This window comes from Micavibrio aeruginosavorus, assembly GCF_051245535.1.
GTDB lineage: Bacteria > Pseudomonadota > Alphaproteobacteria > Micavibrionales > Micavibrionaceae > Micavibrio > Micavibrio aeruginosavorus_D.
The window spans coordinates 105,887-126,086 of sequence record NZ_CP195303.1 but is presented as its reverse complement, the minus strand read 5'-3'; the positions used below and the strand labels follow the sequence as shown (position 1 = coordinate 126,086).

18 protein-coding genes are annotated in these 20,200 nt (G+C 54.7%); 9 read left to right on the top strand and 9 right to left on the bottom strand.

Annotated features, from left to right (window positions below):
* Positions 1-130 precede the first annotated feature (130 nt).
* The 4 genes from ACSC94_RS00620 to ACSC94_RS00605 form a co-directional block, all read right to left on the bottom strand.
* Positions 131-991 carry a fimbrial biogenesis chaperone gene (locus tag ACSC94_RS00620; RefSeq protein WP_435641143.1) on the bottom strand — a complete coding sequence of 287 codons (861 nt, stop codon included), beginning with the start codon at positions 989-991 and terminating at the stop codon, positions 131-133.
* 134 nt (positions 992-1,125) lie between these two features.
* The gene (locus tag ACSC94_RS00615) at positions 1,126-1,695 is read right to left on the bottom strand and encodes a DUF4402 domain-containing protein (RefSeq protein ID WP_435641142.1); all 570 of its coding nucleotides are present in this window, start codon (positions 1,693-1,695) and stop codon (positions 1,126-1,128) included.
* 121 nt (positions 1,696-1,816) lie between these two features.
* Positions 1,817-2,341 (bottom strand): DUF4402 domain-containing protein, encoded by a 525-nt coding sequence (locus ACSC94_RS00610; protein WP_435641141.1) that lies wholly within the window; start codon positions 2,339-2,341, stop codon positions 1,817-1,819.
* Positions 2,342-2,390: 49 nt separating this feature from the next.
* Entirely contained in the window at positions 2,391-2,708 is a 318-nt protein-coding gene (locus ACSC94_RS00605) for a hypothetical protein (protein WP_435641140.1), read from the bottom strand.
* Here ACSC94_RS00605 and ACSC94_RS00600 point away from each other — a divergent pair.
* The 4 genes from ACSC94_RS00600 (at position 2,683) to galE (ending at position 8,500) form a co-directional block, all read left to right on the top strand.
* Positions 2,683-5,031, top strand: coding sequence for a tetratricopeptide repeat protein (locus ACSC94_RS00600; RefSeq protein WP_435641139.1), 2,349 nt, complete (start codon positions 2,683-2,685; stop codon positions 5,029-5,031). The genes ACSC94_RS00605 and ACSC94_RS00600 overlap by 26 nt on opposite strands.
* 2 nt (positions 5,032-5,033) lie before the next feature.
* Positions 5,034-6,275 (top strand): MFS transporter, encoded by a 1,242-nt coding sequence (locus ACSC94_RS00595; RefSeq protein WP_435641138.1) that lies wholly within the window; start codon positions 5,034-5,036, stop codon positions 6,273-6,275.
* A gap of 72 nt (positions 6,276-6,347) precedes the next feature.
* A complete protein-coding gene (locus ACSC94_RS00590; protein ID WP_435641137.1) occupies positions 6,348-7,484 on the top strand; it encodes a glycosyltransferase family 4 protein in 1,137 nt (378 codons plus the stop codon).
* Entirely contained in the window at positions 7,481-8,500 is a 1,020-nt protein-coding gene (gene galE, locus ACSC94_RS00585; RefSeq protein ID WP_435641136.1) for a UDP-glucose 4-epimerase GalE, read from the top strand. The genes ACSC94_RS00590 and galE overlap by 4 nt, the downstream gene beginning before the upstream one ends.
* Before the next feature lie 51 nt (positions 8,501-8,551).
* Here the strand turns inward: galE and ACSC94_RS00580 are convergent, their stop codons facing one another.
* Positions 8,552-10,138 (bottom strand): sel1 repeat family protein, encoded by a 1,587-nt coding sequence (locus tag ACSC94_RS00580; RefSeq protein ID WP_435641135.1) that lies wholly within the window; start codon positions 10,136-10,138, stop codon positions 8,552-8,554.
* Between the two features lie 282 nt (positions 10,139-10,420).
* Here ACSC94_RS00580 and ACSC94_RS00575 point away from each other — a divergent pair, with 282 nt between their 5' ends.
* The 3 genes from ACSC94_RS00575 (at position 10,421) to ACSC94_RS00565 (ending at position 13,803) form a co-directional block, all read left to right on the top strand.
* Positions 10,421-11,377 (top strand): hypothetical protein, encoded by a 957-nt coding sequence (locus tag ACSC94_RS00575; RefSeq protein WP_435641134.1) that lies wholly within the window; start codon positions 10,421-10,423, stop codon positions 11,375-11,377.
* Positions 11,378-11,545: 168 nt separating this feature from the next.
* Positions 11,546-12,250 carry a hypothetical protein gene (locus ACSC94_RS00570; protein WP_435641133.1) on the top strand — a complete coding sequence of 235 codons (705 nt, stop codon included), beginning with the start codon at positions 11,546-11,548 and terminating at the stop codon, positions 12,248-12,250.
* A gap of 167 nt (positions 12,251-12,417) precedes the next feature.
* The gene (locus tag ACSC94_RS00565; protein ID WP_435641132.1) at positions 12,418-13,803 is read left to right on the top strand and encodes a homospermidine synthase; all 1,386 of its coding nucleotides are present in this window, start codon (positions 12,418-12,420) and stop codon (positions 13,801-13,803) included.
* Between the two features lie 36 nt (positions 13,804-13,839).
* Here ACSC94_RS00565 and ACSC94_RS00560 read toward each other — a convergent pair whose 3' ends face one another.
* From ACSC94_RS00560 to ACSC94_RS00545, 4 genes are read right to left on the bottom strand one after another with little or no spacing between them, the layout of a single operon-like run.
* The gene (locus ACSC94_RS00560; RefSeq protein ID WP_435641131.1) at positions 13,840-14,655 is read right to left on the bottom strand and encodes a CheR family methyltransferase; all 816 of its coding nucleotides are present in this window, start codon (positions 14,653-14,655) and stop codon (positions 13,840-13,842) included.
* On the bottom strand, positions 14,645-15,772 hold the full coding sequence (locus tag ACSC94_RS00555; protein ID WP_435641130.1) for a protein-glutamate methylesterase/protein-glutamine glutaminase: 1,128 nt from the start codon (positions 15,770-15,772) through the stop codon (positions 14,645-14,647). Before ACSC94_RS00555 ends, ACSC94_RS00560 begins: the two co-directional genes overlap by 11 nt.
* Positions 15,773-15,777: 5 nt before the next feature.
* Entirely contained in the window at positions 15,778-16,260 is a 483-nt protein-coding gene (locus ACSC94_RS00550; protein WP_435641129.1) for a chemotaxis protein CheW, read from the bottom strand.
* A gap of 21 nt (positions 16,261-16,281) precedes the next feature.
* Positions 16,282-18,945: a hybrid sensor histidine kinase/response regulator gene (locus ACSC94_RS00545; RefSeq protein ID WP_435641128.1), complete on the bottom strand. Its 2,664-nt coding sequence runs from the start codon at positions 18,943-18,945 to the stop codon at positions 16,282-16,284.
* A 300-nt stretch (positions 18,946-19,245) separates the two neighbouring features.
* Between ACSC94_RS00545 and ACSC94_RS00540 the strand changes: the two genes are divergently transcribed.
* Entirely contained in the window at positions 19,246-19,644 is a 399-nt protein-coding gene (locus ACSC94_RS00540) for a response regulator (RefSeq protein ID WP_435641127.1), read from the top strand.
* A gap of 12 nt (positions 19,645-19,656) precedes the next feature.
* On the top strand, positions 19,657-20,187 hold the full coding sequence (locus ACSC94_RS00535) for a hypothetical protein (RefSeq protein ID WP_435641126.1): 531 nt from the start codon (positions 19,657-19,659) through the stop codon (positions 20,185-20,187).
* Positions 20,188-20,200: the final 13 nt, after the last annotated feature.

The following is a 20,200-nucleotide window of genomic DNA, read 5'->3' as shown; positions in this document are numbered from 1 at the left end:
CGCCGGGGATTACCCGTGATTCTATCATGACTTTCAATGGGTTCACAAAGCACGCAACCCGTTTTGCACGAGTTGTGGACAACAAAAAACCCGCCATCATCCGGCGGGTTTTTGTTTGGTAATAAACGCTTTAGGGAATGGCCACTTGTGTCTGGGCGATGACGCCGCCTTTGTACTGCGCATCCGCAGTTTCGGCACGATAAATGACATCCATGGCTGAACAGCCACCGAACCCATCCTTCGGCACGGGCACATTCAACCGCACGGTCCGTTTGGCAATTTCGGTATACACCGCAATGCCGCGCACCTGATGCAGAACTTTGCCGTTGCAGGTAAATTCAACATCGCCATACAGGCTGCGATTTCCTTCGCGGTTAATGTCCATGCTCACGGCAATCCGCTCGCCCTTGCGCTCGGCTTTGGCGTTGGCGATGGTTGCGGTGACGTTCATGGGACCAACCCGCACGAACACAGGCAACGTTACGCCGGCCAGCATTTTAATCTGCACGCTGGGGCCGCTGGCGGCATTATCCTGCGGTGCGGGATCGAATTTTGCGGATTCAGCTTCGGGCCGGATCCAGAAATGGGACCGATATTCCCCGTCCGCCACATCTTTCGGCTTGTTCAACATCAGGCGGACCTGTTGCGAACCGCCGGCGGGTATGGTGACGCGGCGCGGCGAGAACCGCACCATGCTATCAGCGCTTTTCAAGGCCGGGTCCTGTACACCGTCTTCCAATGTTTCCAGACCATCGCCTTGCGTCATCCGCATGGTTTTGAAACCGAGGCGGTAAACCTGTTCTTCCGCCGTGTTGTTGATGATGGTCAAATCCGCCGTGCGTTGCGACCCTTCGAACATCACGCGTTTCATGGTCAGGCGGATGGCCTGCGCGTCATTCGCGGCCAGCGTTAAAACCAACGCCGCCGCCGTAACACACAAACCACGCACAAGGGGGCTGTGACGGGATGACGCTTTGGTCTTTTTATTCATCAACATGGTGTGTCCGTTATGATCGCGAAAAAATGTGAAATGGGTTTATAATCATGCCATTGTGCCCCACTTCATCCGGCAATTCAATGACGGCCACAGTGGCGCGATATGACAACACGCAATAAAACAGCGCTTTATTGATAGTTGGCATAGATCGTATTGGCCCCGGTATAGGTGCCCGTCGGCTGCCCCGTGCGCGATGTCAGCGTGGCCCCGATATTCAGAAACGCCGAACTGCCCGCACCGCCCGGTGTAATGGTGACGCGGGGCCCGGCCTGATCGGTCATAAAATTGAATTTGCTGACCGTCATAAAATCAACGCCGTTGCCGATTTGCATCGTATCGGCGGCCAGAGACACATTCACCGGAAATGGCGCGCCGCTGATGCGGATACGCCCGGCCTTCGGCGTTCCACCCGCCAGCGCCAGCCCGCCACGACCATCCAGACTGAGCCGGCTGGTCGATGGATCCAGACGCACAGCCCCGACAACATCGGGGTTGGTGATGGCAACGGTGCCAAAATTCAGCGATGTATTGATGGTGACTTCAATGGATTTAACGACATTCACCAGAATGGGCAATGTCACCGTGGCCGCCATCGCCCGCACAACACCCAGCGCGCCAACAGACATCAACGCCCCCGCCGAAACCAGCGCGGCCCCGGAACGCAGTGTTTTTTTCCATGGAGTGTGGCGTCGTGCCATAGATAGCGATCGCCTTTTCGTTTTACTGTTCTTATTTTTCGAGAGGATCAGCCGGAGATTTTTCAACCCCCGGCTTTCATGATCCAAGAACCCGCATTAGACCGCAAGAGAGGCGGTCTTATTACTGATAGTCAGCCGTAATATCCACGGTACCGAGATATTGACCAGCACTTTCGGTCCCGGCGACAACCAGATCAGCACCAATGGTGATGGCCACAGCAGCGCCCGTTCCCGTTGTCGGATATGGACCCACACCTGGCGCACCGACCGGATCGTCAAAGGTGAAGTTGTTGACGTTCAGCGTGTCCGTTCCATTGGTAATGGTTCCCGGCGTTCCGGTGATTTCCATGACAACGGTGTTGTCACCCGTCACATCACAGCTGCCGGACTGGTACGAACCGCCCGGAATAGTCAAGTCCACGTTCGTCTCTGAGCGACCACCCGCCGTATCAATTGTTACCGTTCCGGCTTCACCAAGTGCCAGATAGCCAAAGCTCAATTCATCCGTGCAGGTGATGGTCACGGCGTTCAAAATCCGCGCTTCCACATCCAATGCGTCGGTTGCCGCGTCGGCCTTCTGCATCACAATACCGGAGCCGATCACAGCGACCGCAGCGCCCAGCATCAGAATCTTCATCATTTTCATGGCATGGTTCCTTTTAATCATTCTTTTTGTTGTCATTCGCCACGGATCATCACAACCATGCGAATGCGGGTTCAATCAATAATAAGAAAATGTACGCAGAGAATTTTTCACAGACACTGCTGGCGAGAAGAATGAGCGCACACACGCCGCACTGATTCTCCGATTCGATACACAGCAGTGTGCCCGATTCACCTGAAGAGTCATTTAAGTGAAATTTCATAATACCAATGTTTTTTTCGATTGCTACACACGCATCCTCTGGCCCGCTCCATTCGTTGCGTGATAGAGGTGGAGAGGCCCAAAACAACAAAACAAATTTTTGCATTATGTAATTTAAACCCATGACCGCGCCACGCACTGTCACCATCAACGAAGCCTTTGATATCGGGGTCCAGCATTTGCAGGCGGGCAATCTGATGGTGGCCGACCGCACCTTCCGCGACATTCTGACAAATATGCCGGACTACTACCCGGCCCGCCACATGCTGGGCCTGACCTGTTATCACCGCGGGCAGTTACAGGACGCGGTCCACAGCCTGCGCGAAGCCGCCACGCAAGCCCCGGATGATTGCGAAATCGCCAACCACCACGGCATCATGCTGTCGGAATCGGGCGCGTATGATGCGGCGCTGGCGGAATATGACCGGTCCATCGCCATCAACCCCGATTACCCCGATGTCCACAGCAACCGTGCCAACACGCTGTGGATTTTAAAACGTTATGCGGATGCCGAAAATGCAGCCCGCCGCGCCATCGCCCTGCGCCCCGATTTTGCCGACGCCTATCTCAATCTGGGCAACGCGCTGGTGGAACAGAGCCGCGCCGAAGAGGCTATTGCGGCGTGGCACCAAGCGCTGACCTTCAATCCGACGTTCTCGAACGCGTGGAGCAATATTGGCAACGCCCACCGCGATCTGGGGCGATTACATGACGCCGAAGAATCCTGCCGCAAAGCCATTGCTCTGGATGAAAACAATGCACAAGGCTGGTGCAATCTGGGCAATGCTGTGCGCGATCTGGGCCGCAGCGTCGAGGCCGAGGATTATTACCGCCGCGCCACCGCCATTAAACCCGATTACGCCGTGGCCCACCACAATCTGGCCATCGCGCTGATCGATCAGATGAAGCTGGCCGATGCGGCGGTCTCCGCAAAATACGCCGTGACCTTCGACCCCGCTTACGTCGAAGCGTGGAGCAGCATGAGCCTGGCCCTGCGCGAACTGGGCCGCCTGCGCGAAGCCGAGGATGCCGCGCGCCGCGCCGTGTCACTCAAACCCGATTCCGCCGAAGCACAGGTGGATTTCGGCGATGTCATGTTGATGGCGGAACGGTTTGACGAGGCGGAACTGGCGCTGAACGAAGCGTTGCGGTTGAAACCCGATTCAACGCGGGTTTATATGAAACTGGCCGCGGCCCAGGAACGCGCCGGGCGTATTGATGATGCGTTATCATCTATCGACCGCGCCATTGACCTCAGCCCCGAAATGCCGGACCCGTATTACCGCAAGGCCGGGATTTTATTTATCAAAAACGATCTGGATTCCGTGCGGGACAATGTTGATCGCGCGCTCGCCCTCAAACCCGATTTCGCCCATGGCATTGCGATGCAGGCGGAAATTGCTTTGTCATTGGGCAACGAAGCGGACGCGCTCGACCATATCCGCCGCGCCATTACCATGGCACCGGATATTCCGGGGCCGTATCTGACATTGGTCAAATTGAAAAAATTTGAATCCGCCGATGATGCCGATCTGGCCGCCATGCACGCACTGGAACCACGCATCAAACAATTCGGCCAACAACAGGAAATCAGCCTGTATTTCGCCCTGTATAAAGCCTACGAAGATTTGAAGGATTACGACCGCGCCTTTGATTATCTGCGGCGCGGCAACGACACCAAACGCAAAACCATTTTCTTTGATATTGATGATGCGTGCAAACAACTGGACGACATTGCCCGGTTTGCATCACCCGCGATTGCCAAAAACCTTGGCTATGACAGCGATATTCCCGTCTTTATCGTCGGCATGCCGCGGTCGGGCACGACCCTGACCGAACAAATTTTATCATCGCACCCGGATGTTTACGGTGCCGGAGAATTGCATGACTTCACCGTGTGCGAACAACTCTTCGGCGGGCGTGTCACACCGGACAATGCCGCCGATATTGGCCACACCTATATCGAACGCATTCGCAAACTGGACAAAACCGGGAACGCCAAACGCATCACCGACAAAATGCCTGGCAATTTTTCACGCATCGGCATGATTGCCGCCGCCCTGCCCCATGCTAAAATTATCCATTGCCGCCGCGACCCCGTCGATACGGGATTGTCCTGTTACAAACAGCTTTTCGCGCGCGGGCAATATTGGAGTTACGATCTGGACGAGCTGGGTCAATATTATCAGGCTTACACACGCATGATGCAGCATTGGCGCGATACCATCCCCGATGCGTTTATCGAGATTGATTACGAAGACACGGTCAATGATCTGGAATCACAGGCGCGCAAGCTGATCGATTATATCGGCCTGCCTTGGAATGACGCATGTCTGAAACCGCATGAACATAAACGCGCCGTCATTACCGCCAGCAAGGCGCAGGTGATTAAGCCCGTTTACAAAACCGCCGTGCAAAGCTGGCGCAAATATGAATCGCACATTCAACCCCTGATCAACCGCGTGTCTTAAAAATGAAAAGCGTACTGGCCCAGTCGTGGCCCCTCTTCCTTGGTTTTGCATTACTCATGATTGGCAACGGGCTACAGGGTACGCTGCTGGGCCTGCGCGCAACGATTGAAAATTATGACACGACGGTCATCGGCCTGATCATGTCGTGTTATTTTGGCGGATATTTGCTGGGGTCGCTGACCACGCCGAAATTGCTGGCCCGGGTTGGGCATATCCGCGTTTTTGCCGCGCTGGCCGCCATGGCCGCCATCTGCATTCTGTTGCACGGGCTGTTTGTCCATCCACTCGCCTGGGCCATCATACGCATTTTCAGCGGACTGAGCTTTGCGGGCCTGTACGTTGTTGTTGAAAGCTGGCTGAACGATCTGGCGCAGGCGGGCAACCGTGGGCGGATCCTGAGCATTTATATGATGCTGTCGCATGGTGGCTTGGCCGCCGGACAATTGCTGTTGCCCGTGGCCGACCCGGCCCAGATGGAATTGTTCGTGATTATCGCGATCCTGATTTCACTGGCGTTGTTGCCGATTGCCTTGATCCCGCGATCGGCCCCCAGCTTTGCCGCGCCCGCGCGTCTGGGCTTGCGAGAATTATTCCACGCCTCACCGTTGGGGGTTGTTGCCACGGCCTGCGCCGGGGTTTTGGGCGCTGTGGCCCTTGGAATTGGCCCCGTTTACGCGGCGCAGACAGGGTTACAATCGCACCAGATTGGATTGTTTATCGCCAGCATCATTCTGGGCGGGATGATTTCGCAATTGCCCATGGGATGGTTGTCCGATCGGTTCGACCACCGGAAAATGATTTTGGTGACATCGTGCGTCGGCGCATTGATGGCCGCCCTGTGCGCGCTTGGCAGCCCGGCGCAATTTCCGGGTATCCTCGCCGTTATTCTCTATGGCGGGATGGCGATGCCGCTTTATGGGTTGGCCATCACCCACACCAACGACCATTTGCGTCCCGATCAATTTGTATCGGCCAGCGCCAGCATGCTGATCTATAACGGCATCGGCGCTTGCCTCGGCCCCACGGTGGCCGCCGCGTTGATGGATATGTTCGGGCCGCACGCCTTCTTCGCCTTCATCGCCGTGACCTTTGCGGCGCTGGCCGTCTTTGTCCTGCACCGGATGCGGATGCGCGCGCCCGTGCCGCTGGATGAACAGCAAAAACTGGTCCCCATGCCACGGCAGGCCACCATCCTGACCGGGTTGTTGTTCCCACGCCGGAAGCCGGGGGCCGAGGACGAATAATTGCTGAATAATTATGGCAAAATCAAGCCTTGCCTTGCCCTGAACCGCGCTTTCCCGTAAGACGATGGCGGCATGAAACTGATTTACGTTGTGACCGAAGACTGGTTTTTTTACATCCACCGCCTGCCCACCATGCGGGCGGCGGTGCGGGCCGGTTTTGACGTTGCGCTGATCACCCATGTGGACCAGCACCGCGCCCGGATCGAAGCCGAAGGCGTTCGCGTCATCCCCTTTCCGTTCAGCCGCAAAAGCAAAAACCCGTTTACCGCGATCGGCAATGTTTTCGCGCTGGCGAATATTTATCGCCGCGAACGTCCGGACATTGTTCACCACATCGCCCTGAAACCCATCTTGTTCGGATCACTGGCCGCATGGCTGGCCCGGGTGCCGCGTATTGTGAATGGCTATGTCGGGCTGGGCACGTTGTTTTACAGCGATATTCCCCTGACCCGTATTTTGCGCCCATTGATCTTCCCGTTGCTGCGCGCCGTTGTGAAAAGCGACACGGTCTGGACCTTGTTTGAAAACAGTGATGATGCGGGCCGCATGATCCGCGACCGCATGGCCGTACAGGCCCGCACCACCATCGTTCCCGGATCGGGCGTGAATATTGACCGGTATCAAACCGCGCCCATGCCGCCCACGCCGCTCTTCATCTGCATGTTTGCGGGCCGCATGATTGCGATGAAGGGGTTGCAAACCATCCATGATGCGTTTGCGATTTTAAAGGATACCGCGCCGCATATTAAACTCTGGCTCTGCGGTACGCCGGACCCGGGCAATCCGGAATCATGGGATGAACAACGCCTGACCGACTGGGCCGCATCCAACACGAATGTGATGTATCGCGGATACCAAACCGATATGGCCGCCCTGTGGCCGCAGGCACATCTAGCCCTGCAACCGACCATCGGCGGCGAAGGTTTGCCTGTATCGTTGCTGGAGGCCGGAGCCTGCGCCCGCCCGATGATCGCCACCAACGTGCCCGGATGCCGCGAAGTGGCGAAGGATGGCGTGAATGCCATTCTGATCCCCGAGCAAGATCCACAGGCCTTGGCGGATGCCATTCAATCGTTTGCCAGTGATGGCGAAAAAACCACCCGCATGGGGTTGGCCAGCCGCGCGTTGATTGCCGAAAAATTTTCATCCACTCATGTGACGCAAGCCATGTATGATGTGTACCACTCTCTGATCGGGACACGGACATGAGCAAAACCATCCTCGTCACCGGCGGTGCCGGATATATCGGATCGCATGTGTGCTGGCGTTTGCATGACGCCGGATACACGCCCGTTGTTCTGGACAATTTGTCCACCGGGCACGCCTGGGCCGTGCGGTGGGGTGATTTGGTGCAGGGCGATATTGGCGATGCCGATTTGATCCGCAAAATCTGCGCCGATTATAACCCCAGCGCGGTTATGCATTTCGCCGCCCTGACCGATGTGGCGCAATCGATGCGCGAACCGGACCGTTTTTTTGACAACAACACCGCCCGGGCCAAAATCCTGTTCGACACGGCGGCCGATTGTGGCATCAACCATTTCGTATTTTCCAGCACCGCCGCCGTTTACGGCGTGCCCCATGCCGATGGCTATGTGAACGAAGACACGCCATTACAGCCCGCCAACCCCTATGGCGAAAGCAAAATCCGTGCGGAAAATGCCTTGCGCGCGCTGGATTCACGGGGTGTGCGCTCAGTGGTCTTACGCTACTTCAACGTGGCGGGCGCGGCGCCGGAGGCGGTTGGCATTGGTGAGGCACATTGGCCGGAAACCAACCTGTTGCCCCGTGTGATTTTATCTGGTCTGGGCTACGAGGGGCCGCTGTCGCTGTTCGGGAATGATTACGACACGCCGGACGGCACGGCGTTGCGCGATTTTATCCATGTCTGCGATCTGGCCGATGCGCATATCGCTGCCCTGCACCACATGCAAAATGGTGGGGCTAGTGACATCGTCAATCTGGGCACCGGGCATGGATATTCGGTGAAACAGATTATTGATGCGGTTGAAACACACCTGAACAAAACCATCGATGTGCGTATCGCGCCACGCCGCGCCGGCGATGTGCCCGTGATGCTGACCCAAACGGACAAAGCCCAGCGCATTTTGGAATGGAAAGCCGGATCCAGCCTGAATGACATTATTTCCAGCGCGATCATATGGCACAAAAGCACGTTTTACGGCGATCTGGTCCCCAGCCTGCAAAGCCGCGCGGCGGAATAAGAAAACCCCGGTTCACACCGGGGTTTTTAAAAATCATATTGTCCGCAGCGATTAGAACGCCGGCTTCAGGCTCGGGAACATCTTGTCGCAATTTTCGATGATCGCCTGAATATTCTTCACGCCGCCCTTCGTTTCAATTGCGCAATCCACGGTGCCCGTGCCATTGGCCGCCATCGAGAACGTGCAGGACTGGCTCAGTACTTTTTCATTTCCGGCATCGATATCAATGACCATGTTGCCACGGGCATCGGCGGAAATATCCAGCACCATGTCGCTGCTGCCTTCAACCACTTGTCCGGTCCATGCGGATACGAATTCGCGCGCGGCGGCGGATTTGATTTCTTGCATCGCGGCCAGAGCGGCATCCTTGCCACCCTCAACACCATGCAAACCATGATATTGCAGGTAGGCTAGATCGACTTGCGCCTGCACGTTGCCAGCTTCAGCGGCACCTTTCAGCAATTCAACGCCCAGCGCCGGATCTTTCGGCAGGCCATCGGTGCCATTCAGGAAGAACGCCGCCAGATCTTTCACGCCCTGTGCATTTCCGGCTTGTGCCATTTTCAGGGATTGTTCCGCGCACGGCGTCAAATCATGTTCCGCCGCCATAATCACAGCGGCCTTGGCCACCGGATCAACGCAATCAACCTCAGCCGTTGCAACATCGGCCTGCGGGGCTTCCGGTGCAACTGCCTCAACAACATGGGCTGCGGCAACAGGCGCTTCCGCGACTGGTGTTTCGACGACTGGCGTATCAACGACCGGAGCCACGACATCCGCCGGAACCTCAACGCCCATGGCTGTCCATTGGGCGACAAATTCGCGGGCGGTTGCGGTATCAACGGTCATCATGGCTTTCAGGGCTTCGCCCGGGTTGGCAACGAAGCCAGCCTTGCCATGGAATTCCAGATAGGCCAAATCCTGAATGGCTTGTTCATTGCCAGCGGTGGCGGCTTGTTTCAGCAGATCAACAGCCATCGCCGTATCCACCGGAACACCTTCATACCCGCTCAGGAAGAACAGGCCCAGATCTTTGGTTGCCTGTGCCGAACCAGCTTGCGCCAGGCGCAGGGCTTCGTCCGCGCACGGGGTCAGATCGGTTTCTTGCGCCATGACCAATGCGGCCTTGGCCACCTGATCAACACAATCGGGTTCAACAGCAACAGGCACATCAACCGCCGGGACATCGGCAACAACCGGAACATCAACCACGGGCGCAACAGCACCAAAGCCCAGCATTTCTTTTGCGCCGTCACAGATTTTTTCGGCGGCCGCGCACAGGCTGTCACCAAACATCATGCCGATCGCGCCACCCAGACCCGCAAAGGCCGTGCGCATCGCAAACGTTTTCATCGAGAATTTGACCGATGCTTTATCTTCCGGGGCGGCCTGCATGCGTTGCCACAGATAAGACGCCGTGGTCGACAGCAAACCGATGGCCACCGCCGTCGTTGCCACCGCCACAACCGGACCACCCGCACCCGCCAGCGTCGCACCAACCATACATTTCACGGCGACGCTGAGCGCCATACCGGATGCCATGTGGAAGGCCGCGCTCAATGCGCCTTTGGCAAAGCCGCCTTTTTTCGGTTCTTGCGGGTTTTGGTCGTCGGATTGTTGGGTCAGCATATCGGTCATGGGATGATCCTTTATCTCTCTAATCGCCTTACTATTGTCTTGGTTTTTTATGGGCCCGGTTTTGATGGTCTTGGGGGCCTCTTTTTTAAAAGCTTTGCAGGTCTATACATAAGAGCGGCGAATTATGCAAACTTTTCGTGCGATGGCTGCCCTGCAAAAAGAGCATCCTTAAGGCGTGATTATTTTCTTGACATAAAGTTCAATTATGGAATATCAAGGGCGCGACTTTTAGTCCCGTAACCAATAGGCGGCCCATGCCGCGCAAATAGAAGGTGAAAATAAATGACATTCAAAACACTGAAACTGACCGCTGCTGCCCTGGCCCTGAGCGCCGCTTTCGCCGCGCCGGCTTCCGCAACCTACTACCCGGAATATCCGGAGCAGCCGTCCACACCGACGACCAACGTTGATGTGAACAACACCAACAAAAACTACAACACGAATACAAACGCGAATCACAACACGAATGTGAACAACAACGCGAACACAAACAATAACGCTAACGTGAACAATAACAGCGTTAAAAACAACGTTAGCAACAGCAACAACGTGAACGCTGGTGCCGTTTCCGGTTCCAATTCCAACGCAAATGCCACGGGCGGCAACGCCACGGCTAACGGTGGTCAGGGCGGCCAAGGTGGTGAGGGTGGTCAAGGTGGCCAATCCGCATCCAACGCCAATGCCGTCGGCGGCGACAACAACATCAGCTTCAAAAACGAAGTTGCTGCAGCCTCCGCAATTGCTCCGTCTTTGAGCACGGTGGCAACGTCCAAATGCGCGAACGTGAAGACGAAAGTCGGCGCGATCCAGATCATCGGCGGTGGTATCAGCCTGGGTTCCTCCGAAGCCAACAGCTCGGACAAAGACTGCCTGGCGCATGAAGAACGCAAAGCCTATATCGAAAGCGGCGACCCGATGCTGCGCGCAATCGCTGTTCAAGAACGCGCCCAGTCGGATGAAAAAGTAGCCCAAGCCGTTCAAGCCATCCGTGAAAACGTTCAACAGAAAGCCGTGAACGGCCAGAACGTCAGCGTTCGTTCCGAAAACTGGAACCAATTGCTGGGTATCGGCGTCAGCTTCGACAACTCCGCTGCACCGGCTCCGGTTCAGCAGGTTGTGGCCCAACCGGTTGTTCAGCAACAAGTTGGCTGCGGTGGCAAAGTGACCGTGAACGTAACCGAAAAAAGCAACGGTTCCACGACCACGAAACGCTATGTGAGCCCGTGCTCCCGCCCGTAATAAGCGGCCAATAAGCAAGAATTGTGCAGGAAAGCGCCCGGCCCCAAGCCGGGCGCTTTTTCGTGATATTTCAATAAATTAACAAATTTGTGGCGGTTTTTGTTGACGTGGCGATTTATGTTATGGTAATTATCTCCAGCCTTAAAAAACCAAAAAGGGTGTGAACCAATGACCGTGACCGTAACGACCGCAACCAACGACAATGCCCCTCTGCGCGCTGTGTTTGAAAACGCAAAACTGCGCCGCGCGGGCACGTTATCGGCACTGGGTCTGGCCGCTGTGTTTCTCAGTGGATGCGCAACGCCGGGATTGAACACCCAAACCTGCATGGGCACGGATTACAACGGCATCGGCTTCTACGGTGTCGGGCAAAGCAAGTGGGACCAGGATTGCGGCAGCGCCGAATTCGCCGAAACCCTACTGCGCAAGAAAAACGATCCCGTCGGCAACGCGCTTGGCTTCCTGCTCTATCTCGATCAATTGCCGGGCGCGCGCGCGCAACTGGAAGCCCGTATGGGCCAAAAAGGCGCCTTGCGTATTGAACCGGAAACCGTTGCCACCTTGCTGGCCTCACCGGATGTCAGCCGCTACACGGGCGTACAGCTCTACGCCAAAATGAATGAACAGGATCGCGCTACCGTCCATGGCCTGCTGCAAAGCCGTGGCATTGATCCGAAGGTCGCCCTGACCCTGAATGACGATGATCGCCGTGCCATGGTCGAAGCCCAAAAACAAGCCGCCGCGCTGGCCGAACAAGACGTCGCCAAAACCCAAAGCCCAGCCCCCGCCGCGCCGGAAAATGCACCGAAACAGCAATGCAAACCGGTGGTGACCAATGGCCGCCAAATCCGCTTTGTCTGCGGCGGTCAATAACGCCACTCAACGCCCGTCACACGGGCGTTTTACGACAATCATAATCCCCTTGCGTTCTAGGAGATTTTACCGCTATCTGATCAATATTATGAACCTCTAATCAGAAGTGGAAAAAATCGAGAATGGCAAACTGGCCGGTACACGGGACAATTAACGGGCCCGTGGTAATGATTGGATTTGGCTCTATCGGGCGTGGCATGATCCCGCTGCTTGAACGACATTTCAAATTTGACCGGGAACGGTTTGTTATTATCGATCCAGAAGATATTTACCGCCCCGTGGTTGAGGGGCTGGGGCTCCGCTTCGTTCATGCTGAACTCTCCCCCGACAATTACCGCGATATTCTGACGCCGCTGCTGCGCAATGGCGAAGGCATCGGGTTCTGCGTCAACGTGTCGGTTGATACGTCATCGCGCGACATCATGCGCCTGTGCCGTGAACTGGATTGCCATTATATCGACACCGTGGCCGAGCCATGGGCCGGATATTACGATAACAAAAACGCCCACCCCGGCGACCGCACCAATTACGATTTGCGCGATAATATTATGGAGGAAAAGGTGCTGGCCACCGGCACCCGCACCGCCGTATCATGCTGTGGCGCAAACCCCGGCATGGTGTCGTGGTTTGTCAAACAGGCTTTGTTAAACATTGCCCGCGACACCAACACCCCCTTCACCGAACCGCAAACACGCGAAGACTGGGCCCGCCTGATGCAAACATTGGGCGTCAAGGGCGTGCATATCGCCGAACGCGACACCCAACGCGCCCGCGCGCCAAAGGAAATGAACGTGTTCGTCAACACCTGGTCGGTGGAGGGTTTTGTCTCCGAAGGGTACCAACCCGCCGAACTCGGCTGGGGCACGCATGAAAACTGGATGCCGCCCAACGCCGCCACCCATTCCTTCGGGTGCCAGGCCGCCATCTACCTGAACCAGCCCGGCGCCGCGACCCGTGTGCGCACATGGTGCCCAACCCCCGGCGCGCAATTCGGGTTTTTGGTGACACATAACGAAGCCATTTCAATTGCCGATTATTTCACCGTTGGGTCCGGGCCGAAACCGGAATACCGCCCGACATGCCATTATGCGTATCACCCGTGCAACAATGCCATTTTGTCATGGCATGAATTGTTTGGCCGGGACGGAAAAATGCAACCGCGCATGCACATCCTTGGCGAATCCGAAATTGTCGATGGCCGGGATGAATTGGGTGTTCTCCTGTTCGGGCATGCCAAGAATGCGTATTGGTATGGGTCCCGCCTGACCATCGAGGAAACCCGCACGCTGGCCTCGTATCAAAATGCCACCGCGTTACAGGTGACATCGGCGATTATCGCGGGCATGGTCTGGGCGTTGGAAAACCCCATGGCCGGGATTGTCGAGACCGATGAAATGGACCACCGCCGCTGTCTGGAGGTCCAGACCCCGTATCTGGGCACGGTTGAAGGGCATTATACCGACTGGACCCCGCTGGATAACCGCCCCGGCCTGTTCCCGGAGGATATCGACACATCCGACCCGTGGCAGTTCCGCAACATTCTGGTCCACTAAACTGAATAAAAAGCCCCCGAAAACCGGGGGCTTTTTTCATCCGCGATATTCATAGAGCCCCTTAATATCGGGGCAACGCTGGAAATGGTGGTTCAGGTCGTAAATGCCCTCGGCCGCGCCCAGCAACAAATATCCGCCGGGGCGCATGCGATCGGCAATGCGGCGCAGGATGCTTTCTTTCAACGCCGTATCAAAATAGATCAGGACATTGCGGAGCAGAACAAAATCAAACGGACCTTCGACGTCATAATCACCCTTCAGGTTCATTTGCCGGAAATGCACTTGGGCCCGGATGTCATCGTTGATTTTCCAGTTTGATCCATCGCGCGCAAAATATTTATCGCGGTAATGGTCGGGCAGGCCGCGATGCACCTCGATATCCGAAAAAATTCCCTGCCGCGCGCGGGATAAAACCCGGCTGTTGATATCGGTTCCCACAACATCGCACAGCAATTTCGGGTAAACGGATCGTTTTTCCGTTGCAATCATCGCCACGGAATAAGGCTCCTGCCCCGTTGAACAGGCGGCGGACCATATGCGTACACGGTTGGCGATGGCCGCATCCGCCAGACGGTCCAGCAACTGGTTTTCAAACACATCGAACGGGATTTGATCGCGGAAAAAGAATGTTTCGTTGATCGTCATGGCTTCGATCACATCGGTGGCCATTTTCGATGAATAATCGTTGCGGATCGTCGATATAATTGCGCGATGATCGTTCAGCTTCCAGCTTTTTAAAACGTCTTCCAGACGCGATTCCAGCAAATACCGCTTATCATCCGTCAGATGATAGCCGGATGAATCCTTTAAAAAATTGCGGAAGAAATGAAATTCAATATCATCAATTTGCATGATGGTCCCCGATGGCTTCGCGCCGGACGAGTTTATTCACGATGCTTCCAATCCGTGACAGCGGCAAAACCGCATGGCAGATGCCATCCTTTGCCACGGCACCCGGCATACCCCAGACGACGGATGATTCTTCGTCCTGTGCGATCAAAATATTATGCGCGCCATCCACCACCATGCGGCGGCTGGACAAATGGCCATCGGCCCCCATGCCCGTCAGAATAACGGTCAACAAATGCCCGCCATAGGCCTGTTCCAGCGAATCCAGCATGACATCGACGGATGGTTTGCAAAAATTCACCGGCGGCCCATCGGTCAGGGCAATGCGTTTTGGAATGCCCTTATGGACACCCATATGTTTTTGCCCCGGCGCGATATAGACATGGCCGGGGGAAATCAGCATACCTTCCTCGGCCTCATGCGCGGGAAAACCGGTTTTGCGTTCAATATTTTCAGCCAGAAAACGGGAAAAGCCCGGTGGGATATGTTGCGTAATAAAAATGGGCAGCATCATGCCTTTATCGACACTCGCCAAAAACTCCACCAAGGCTTTTGGTCCGCCCGTCGACGCGCCGATGGCCAAAGCCAACGGGAAATTGGGCGGTAAATGATCGGGCATACGGCGCAACGCCACCTCGGCCCCCGGCTTCTGCACGCGTGGCTCTGGCGCGGCCGTTGGCATACGGGCAGGCGCACTGGCCCGCCGCCCCGCATTGCGCCCCAGCGTCCGCAATTTCAGCAATAATTCCTGTTCAAATGACAGGCCCCGATCAATGGATTTGGATGATGGCTTGGCCAAACAATCCACGGCCCCGATATGCAGGGCCTGATACGTCGTTTCTGCGCCGGATTGGGTCAGGCTGGAGCACATAATAACCCGCGCCTCCGGGTCGTGGCTCAGTATTTCGCGCAGGGCGCTGAGGCCGTCCATATGCGGCATTTCAACATCCATCAGGACGATATCGGGCCGATGGGTGCGATAATCACGCAACGCCGTTTGCCCATCCGCCGCGGCGGCGACAATGTTCAAATCATCATGTTTTTCAATGATATTGCGTAACAATCCCCGCACAACGACGGAATCATCCACCAACATGACACGAACAGGCGAATACTCCATACGCGTTACACCATGTTTGCGGGTTCGGGGGTTAGATGATCGATCATCAAATTGAAATCCAGCAAAACGACCAGCTTGTCCCCCATGCGGCACACACCGCGCGAGATGGAAAACCATTTGCGATTGATTGTGTCGGGCAATTTTTCAATGCTGGAATCCATGACATCCACGACATCACCGATGCCTTCGAAAACCAGGCTGTACATCTCGCCGCCGCGATTGATGACAATGGAATATCCATTATTTCCCGCCAGCCAGTCCCGATCCTGAACACCCAGCGTATAGGCGACATCAATTTCCGTGACAATATGCCCGCGCAAATTCAACAAACCAATAATGTTCGGCGGCGTCAGCGGCACCGGTGTTGTCGGGTTGCGTTGAATCACGTCCTGAATATTCTCAATCGGGGCGCCGAAATAATGGCTCCCGATATTTAAAACCAGAATTTTGAACGTATCCGCAACAATATTCGGCTTTGCATTGTTCATTCCTGCCCCCATGATCATGGATCATTCATTATTGCGAACGCTGACCAGTGAGCGGATCAGCTCGTCCTTGTCAAATTTACCGATATATTTGTTAAATCCCTTTTTATAGCCGTATTCGACATCTTCCCGCGTGTTGTGGGATGTGATGGCGATAAAGGGAATATCTTTCCACGATGAATCATCGCGCATCCGTTCAACAAATTCATATCCATCCATATGCGGCATCTCGATATCGCTCAGGACAATATCGAACATATGCCCATCATCGTGCAGGCGGATAGCATGCAGGGGATCTTCAGACAAGGTGACTTCATATCCAGCACTGGTCAAAATGGGATAGAGCATGCTACGGAAAAACGGGCTGTCATCCACGACCAGAAGACGCATTTTCTGGCCCTTATAATCCGTTATTGGCCGCGCGGTCATGGCCGCATGTTCCAGATCGCCAATGGTTGTGGCGTGACCGTTCGTATGGGGCCCGGTTTCAACCATGTCCAATCGCTCATGCACGCGTTCGATGTGATAATTGGCATAGGGCGATGATTGGTGCGCCATTTTCGAAAACCAATCCGACCGGCTGAGCGACAGGAAATGGGCGATGTCGATGACATCCACCGTCCGATCACTCAAAATCATGCTGCCCAGAACACCGGGGCGTAATGTGGCCGTCGCCAGGTCCAGGTCGCCTTCGATAATATCAACGACATGGTCGATAATCAGCCCCATGGACGCTTCCGACATATCGTCGGACAGCACCAGGCTCATCACTTCGCGATCATTCAGCCCCTGTGTCCCGCTATCAATAAAGCACAATTGCATCAACGCATTATTATAGCGCACAACGATTTTGTCCGCCGAACAGGTGATTTCCCCGCGTGGGAAGACCTGAATGCGGGACACCAAAGCCAGTGGCACAGCCTTCAATGCGCCATCGCCGGCCTTGAACACCAGCATGGACGCCCGCTCTTTCACGCTTTCCCGTGCCTGACGGGCCATGACGTTTTCGGCTTCCAGTTGATTGACCGCTTTCTCGACATTGAATTTGCGGGCAATGGCCGCCGGGTCCAAAATCATAATGACCCGCCCATCCCCCAGAATGGTGTTGCCCGAGAAAATTCCCGCGCTTTTCAGAACCGACGACACGGATTTAATAACCACCTCTTCCGTGTCATAAATCTGATCCACCAAAATGCCGTAATAACTCGATCCCGTACTGATCACGCAGATCAGCTTCTGGTTATGCGGTTTCTTTTCCTGATCGCTCTTGAAATCAAACAACGCTTCGCTGTCCAGCAGCGGAATGATCCGGTCACGCAGGCGCAGGACGGGTTTATCGTTGATATATTCGATCATATCGGAATCGGTTTGATTGATGGACACCAATTCCTGAATATTCATTTGTGGAATGGCGTAACGATACGTATCAATTTCAACGATCAGCGCCGAAATAATCGCCAAGGTCAGCGGAATTTGGATGGTAAAGCACGTTCCCTTGCCGGGGGACGATTCCATATCGATCGACCCGCCAATTTTTTCAATATTGGCCCGCACAACGTCCATACCAACACCGCGCCCGGACACGTTCGTGACCTGCTCTGCCGTCGAAAAACCGGGGCGCATGATGTAGCCGAGAATTTGCTTCTCGCTCATCGATTGAATTTTTTCCGGATCGGCCATCCCCTTTTCAATCGCCTTTTCGGCAATTTTTGCGGGGTCCAACCCCTTCCCGTCATCGCTGATCTGCAGAACGATAAATCCACCTTCGTGATAGGCACGCAGGCGGATACAGCCCTGCTCCTTCTTTCCGGCCTCCAGCCTGTCGGCGGGGCGTTCAATGCCATGATCGCATGAATTGCGGATCATGTGTGTCAACGGGTCTTTAATCTGCTCCAGAACCTGACGATCCAGCTCTGTTTCCTCGCCCTCCATCTCCAGGACGATTTTCTTTTTCATCTCTGTCGACAAATCGCGCACGATACGCGGCAATTTCGACCACGCATTGCCGATGGGCTGCATCCGCGTCTTCATAACGCTGTCTTGCAGATCTGATACAATCCTGTTCAGCCGCTGGAACGGCGTCGTCAGGCTTGCGTTTTCCTCCATGCGGATCAACTGCGACAACTGGTTGCGCGTCAAAACCAGTTCCGACACCATATTGATCAGATCTTCCAGAACATTCATCTGCACGCGCAGATATTCCGGACCCTTCTCTACATTCGACGCTGGCGCGCTTTCGGGGGATGGCAATGGCTCCGCTACGGGCTCGACACTCACGGAAGAATGCTCTTTTTTTCCTCCGTCATGCAGGCACTCTTCGATTTCGGCTTCAATCACCTGAATGATGTCCGCATCACTGCCCTCTGGCTCTGTGCCATTCTTGCTCACTTCACTAACCAGGAAGCGGACACGGTCAATGCACATAAACAGCAATGTCATGGATCGTTCACTGACGTCCATTTTGTCATTGCGAAAATTATCCAGAAGGTTTTCGGCAGCATGTGCCGTTTTTTCCAACCGCGGCAGGCCAATAAACCCACACGTTCCCTTAATCGTGTGCATCAAACGGAAAATATTGCCAAGGAGATCCTTGTTCTCCGGCTCCTGTTCCAACCGCACCAGATCAAGATCCAGCGCAGAAAGTGATTCAACGGTTTCCGTTATAAATTCTGTGACGAGGTCATCCATGGGTCAATCACCGCATATAAAAAATGGCAGAGGAATCGGGAACAGGATGTATCTTAGGCGGGAAATTCTTATCGAGAGATAAACGCCACACATGGTAATGCGATATGCAACAAACGCGCGCATAAATTTGAATAGTGAATACGCGCGCAGGCATGAAAATATATCCGCACAGAATTCACGCGCCATGCCACGATATAGGCAATTGTGATTCATCGTTATTTTACGGTTTGCGCCCGACACTGATATTGAAACGTCTTACTGCGTATATTCATTTTTCTCTCATTTAAAAGGCGCCCGGAAATGGATATAAACAAGGATATGAAAGTGTTGATCGTCGATGATCACAAAACGATGCTACGCATTGTTCGAAATCTGCTATCCCAAATCAATATCAGCAATGTTGACGAAGCCACGGACGGTCAAGCGGCCCTGCAGAAACTCGCGCATAATAAATATGACCTTGTCCTGTCGGACTGGAACATGATGCCGATGACCGGGTTGCAATTGCTGCAACTCGTTCGCACCGATTCAACGTATGAACACAAAAACGTGCCCTTTATCATGATCACCGCGGAATCACGCCCCGAAAACGTGATGGAGGCCAAGCAGGCCGGCGTTGACAACTACATCATAAAACCGTTTAACGCGGACACGCTCGAAACAAAAATAAAATCAGTCATGATTAAAAAACAACGATAAGGACATTCCTGAATGACGTCACTCATCCAGACAATACACGAAACAAGCCAGGCGATGGATCATGTATCGCCCGAAAAACGCGCCGCACTGGCCGATTCAATGGCACAATTGGCAAAACGCCTGGCTGACCACGTCAGTGCGCTGGATGATATTCCGAACCATTATCAAACATTCCTGATGCCCGCCATCAATGACCAGATCACGGCCGCAGAAAAACGCACAGAAAAAGCCGCCGACCAAATCTTGACCGCCGCGGAATCAATTATGAAGTCATTGTCCAAGATGAAGGGGGATGCGGCAGCAGAAATCCAGAATCAGGCCAACATCATTTTCGAAGCGACCAGTTTTCAGGACCTTGTCACCCAGCATTTAAATGAAATTCGCCTGCGGATGAAGGAGTTGAACGACGACATGCTGGCCCTGCAGGAATGCATGATCACTATTTCCAGCGGATCGGGCGATGGCACAGCAGCCAAACCACGCGCGCGCAAGGCTGAGCGCCCAGACGCTCATTTGCTGAACGGTCCGACGACAAATTTTTAGCCGCTGAATAATA

What these genes read in the sequence shown, in the direction of transcription:
- ACSC94_RS00535 (WP_435641126.1), top strand. Translation starts at nt 19,657, where the DNA reads ATGACGTCACTCATCCAGACAATACACGAAACAAGCCAGGCGATGGAT.
- ACSC94_RS00565 (WP_435641132.1), top strand. Translation starts at nt 12,418, where the DNA reads ATGATTGGATTTGGCTCTATCGGGCGTGGCATGATCCCGCTGCTTGAA.
- ACSC94_RS00545 (WP_435641128.1), bottom strand. Translation starts at nt 18,945, where the DNA reads ATGGATGACCTCGTCACAGAATTTATAACGGAAACCGTTGAATCACTT.
- ACSC94_RS00590 (WP_435641137.1), top strand. Translation starts at nt 6,348, where the DNA reads ATGAAACTGATTTACGTTGTGACCGAAGACTGGTTTTTTTACATCCAC.
- ACSC94_RS00575 (WP_435641134.1), top strand. Translation starts at nt 10,421, where the DNA reads ATGACATTCAAAACACTGAAACTGACCGCTGCTGCCCTGGCCCTGAGC.
- ACSC94_RS00620 (WP_435641143.1), bottom strand. Translation starts at nt 991, where the DNA reads ATGAATAAAAAGACCAAAGCGTCATCCCGTCACAGCCCCCTTGTGCGT.
- ACSC94_RS00580 (WP_435641135.1), bottom strand. Translation starts at nt 10,138, where the DNA reads ATGACCGATATGCTGACCCAACAATCCGACGACCAAAACCCGCAAGAA.
- ACSC94_RS00610 (WP_435641141.1), bottom strand. Translation starts at nt 2,341, where the DNA reads ATGAAAATGATGAAGATTCTGATGCTGGGCGCTGCGGTCGCTGTGATC.
- ACSC94_RS00555 (WP_435641130.1), bottom strand. Translation starts at nt 15,772, where the DNA reads ATGGAGTATTCGCCTGTTCGTGTCATGTTGGTGGATGATTCCGTCGTT.
- ACSC94_RS00595 (WP_435641138.1), top strand. Translation starts at nt 5,034, where the DNA reads ATGAAAAGCGTACTGGCCCAGTCGTGGCCCCTCTTCCTTGGTTTTGCA.
- ACSC94_RS00560 (WP_435641131.1), bottom strand. Translation starts at nt 14,655, where the DNA reads ATGCAAATTGATGATATTGAATTTCATTTCTTCCGCAATTTTTTAAAG.
- galE (WP_435641136.1), top strand. Translation starts at nt 7,481, where the DNA reads ATGAGCAAAACCATCCTCGTCACCGGCGGTGCCGGATATATCGGATCG.
- ACSC94_RS00550 (WP_435641129.1), bottom strand. Translation starts at nt 16,260, where the DNA reads ATGAACAATGCAAAGCCGAATATTGTTGCGGATACGTTCAAAATTCTG.
- ACSC94_RS00570 (WP_435641133.1), top strand. Translation starts at nt 11,546, where the DNA reads ATGACCGTGACCGTAACGACCGCAACCAACGACAATGCCCCTCTGCGC.
- ACSC94_RS00615 (WP_435641142.1), bottom strand. Translation starts at nt 1,695, where the DNA reads ATGGCACGACGCCACACTCCATGGAAAAAAACACTGCGTTCCGGGGCC.
- ACSC94_RS00540 (WP_435641127.1), top strand. Translation starts at nt 19,246, where the DNA reads ATGGATATAAACAAGGATATGAAAGTGTTGATCGTCGATGATCACAAA.
- ACSC94_RS00605 (WP_435641140.1), bottom strand. Translation starts at nt 2,708, where the DNA reads ATGGTGACAGTGCGTGGCGCGGTCATGGGTTTAAATTACATAATGCAA.
- ACSC94_RS00600 (WP_435641139.1), top strand. Translation starts at nt 2,683, where the DNA reads ATGACCGCGCCACGCACTGTCACCATCAACGAAGCCTTTGATATCGGG.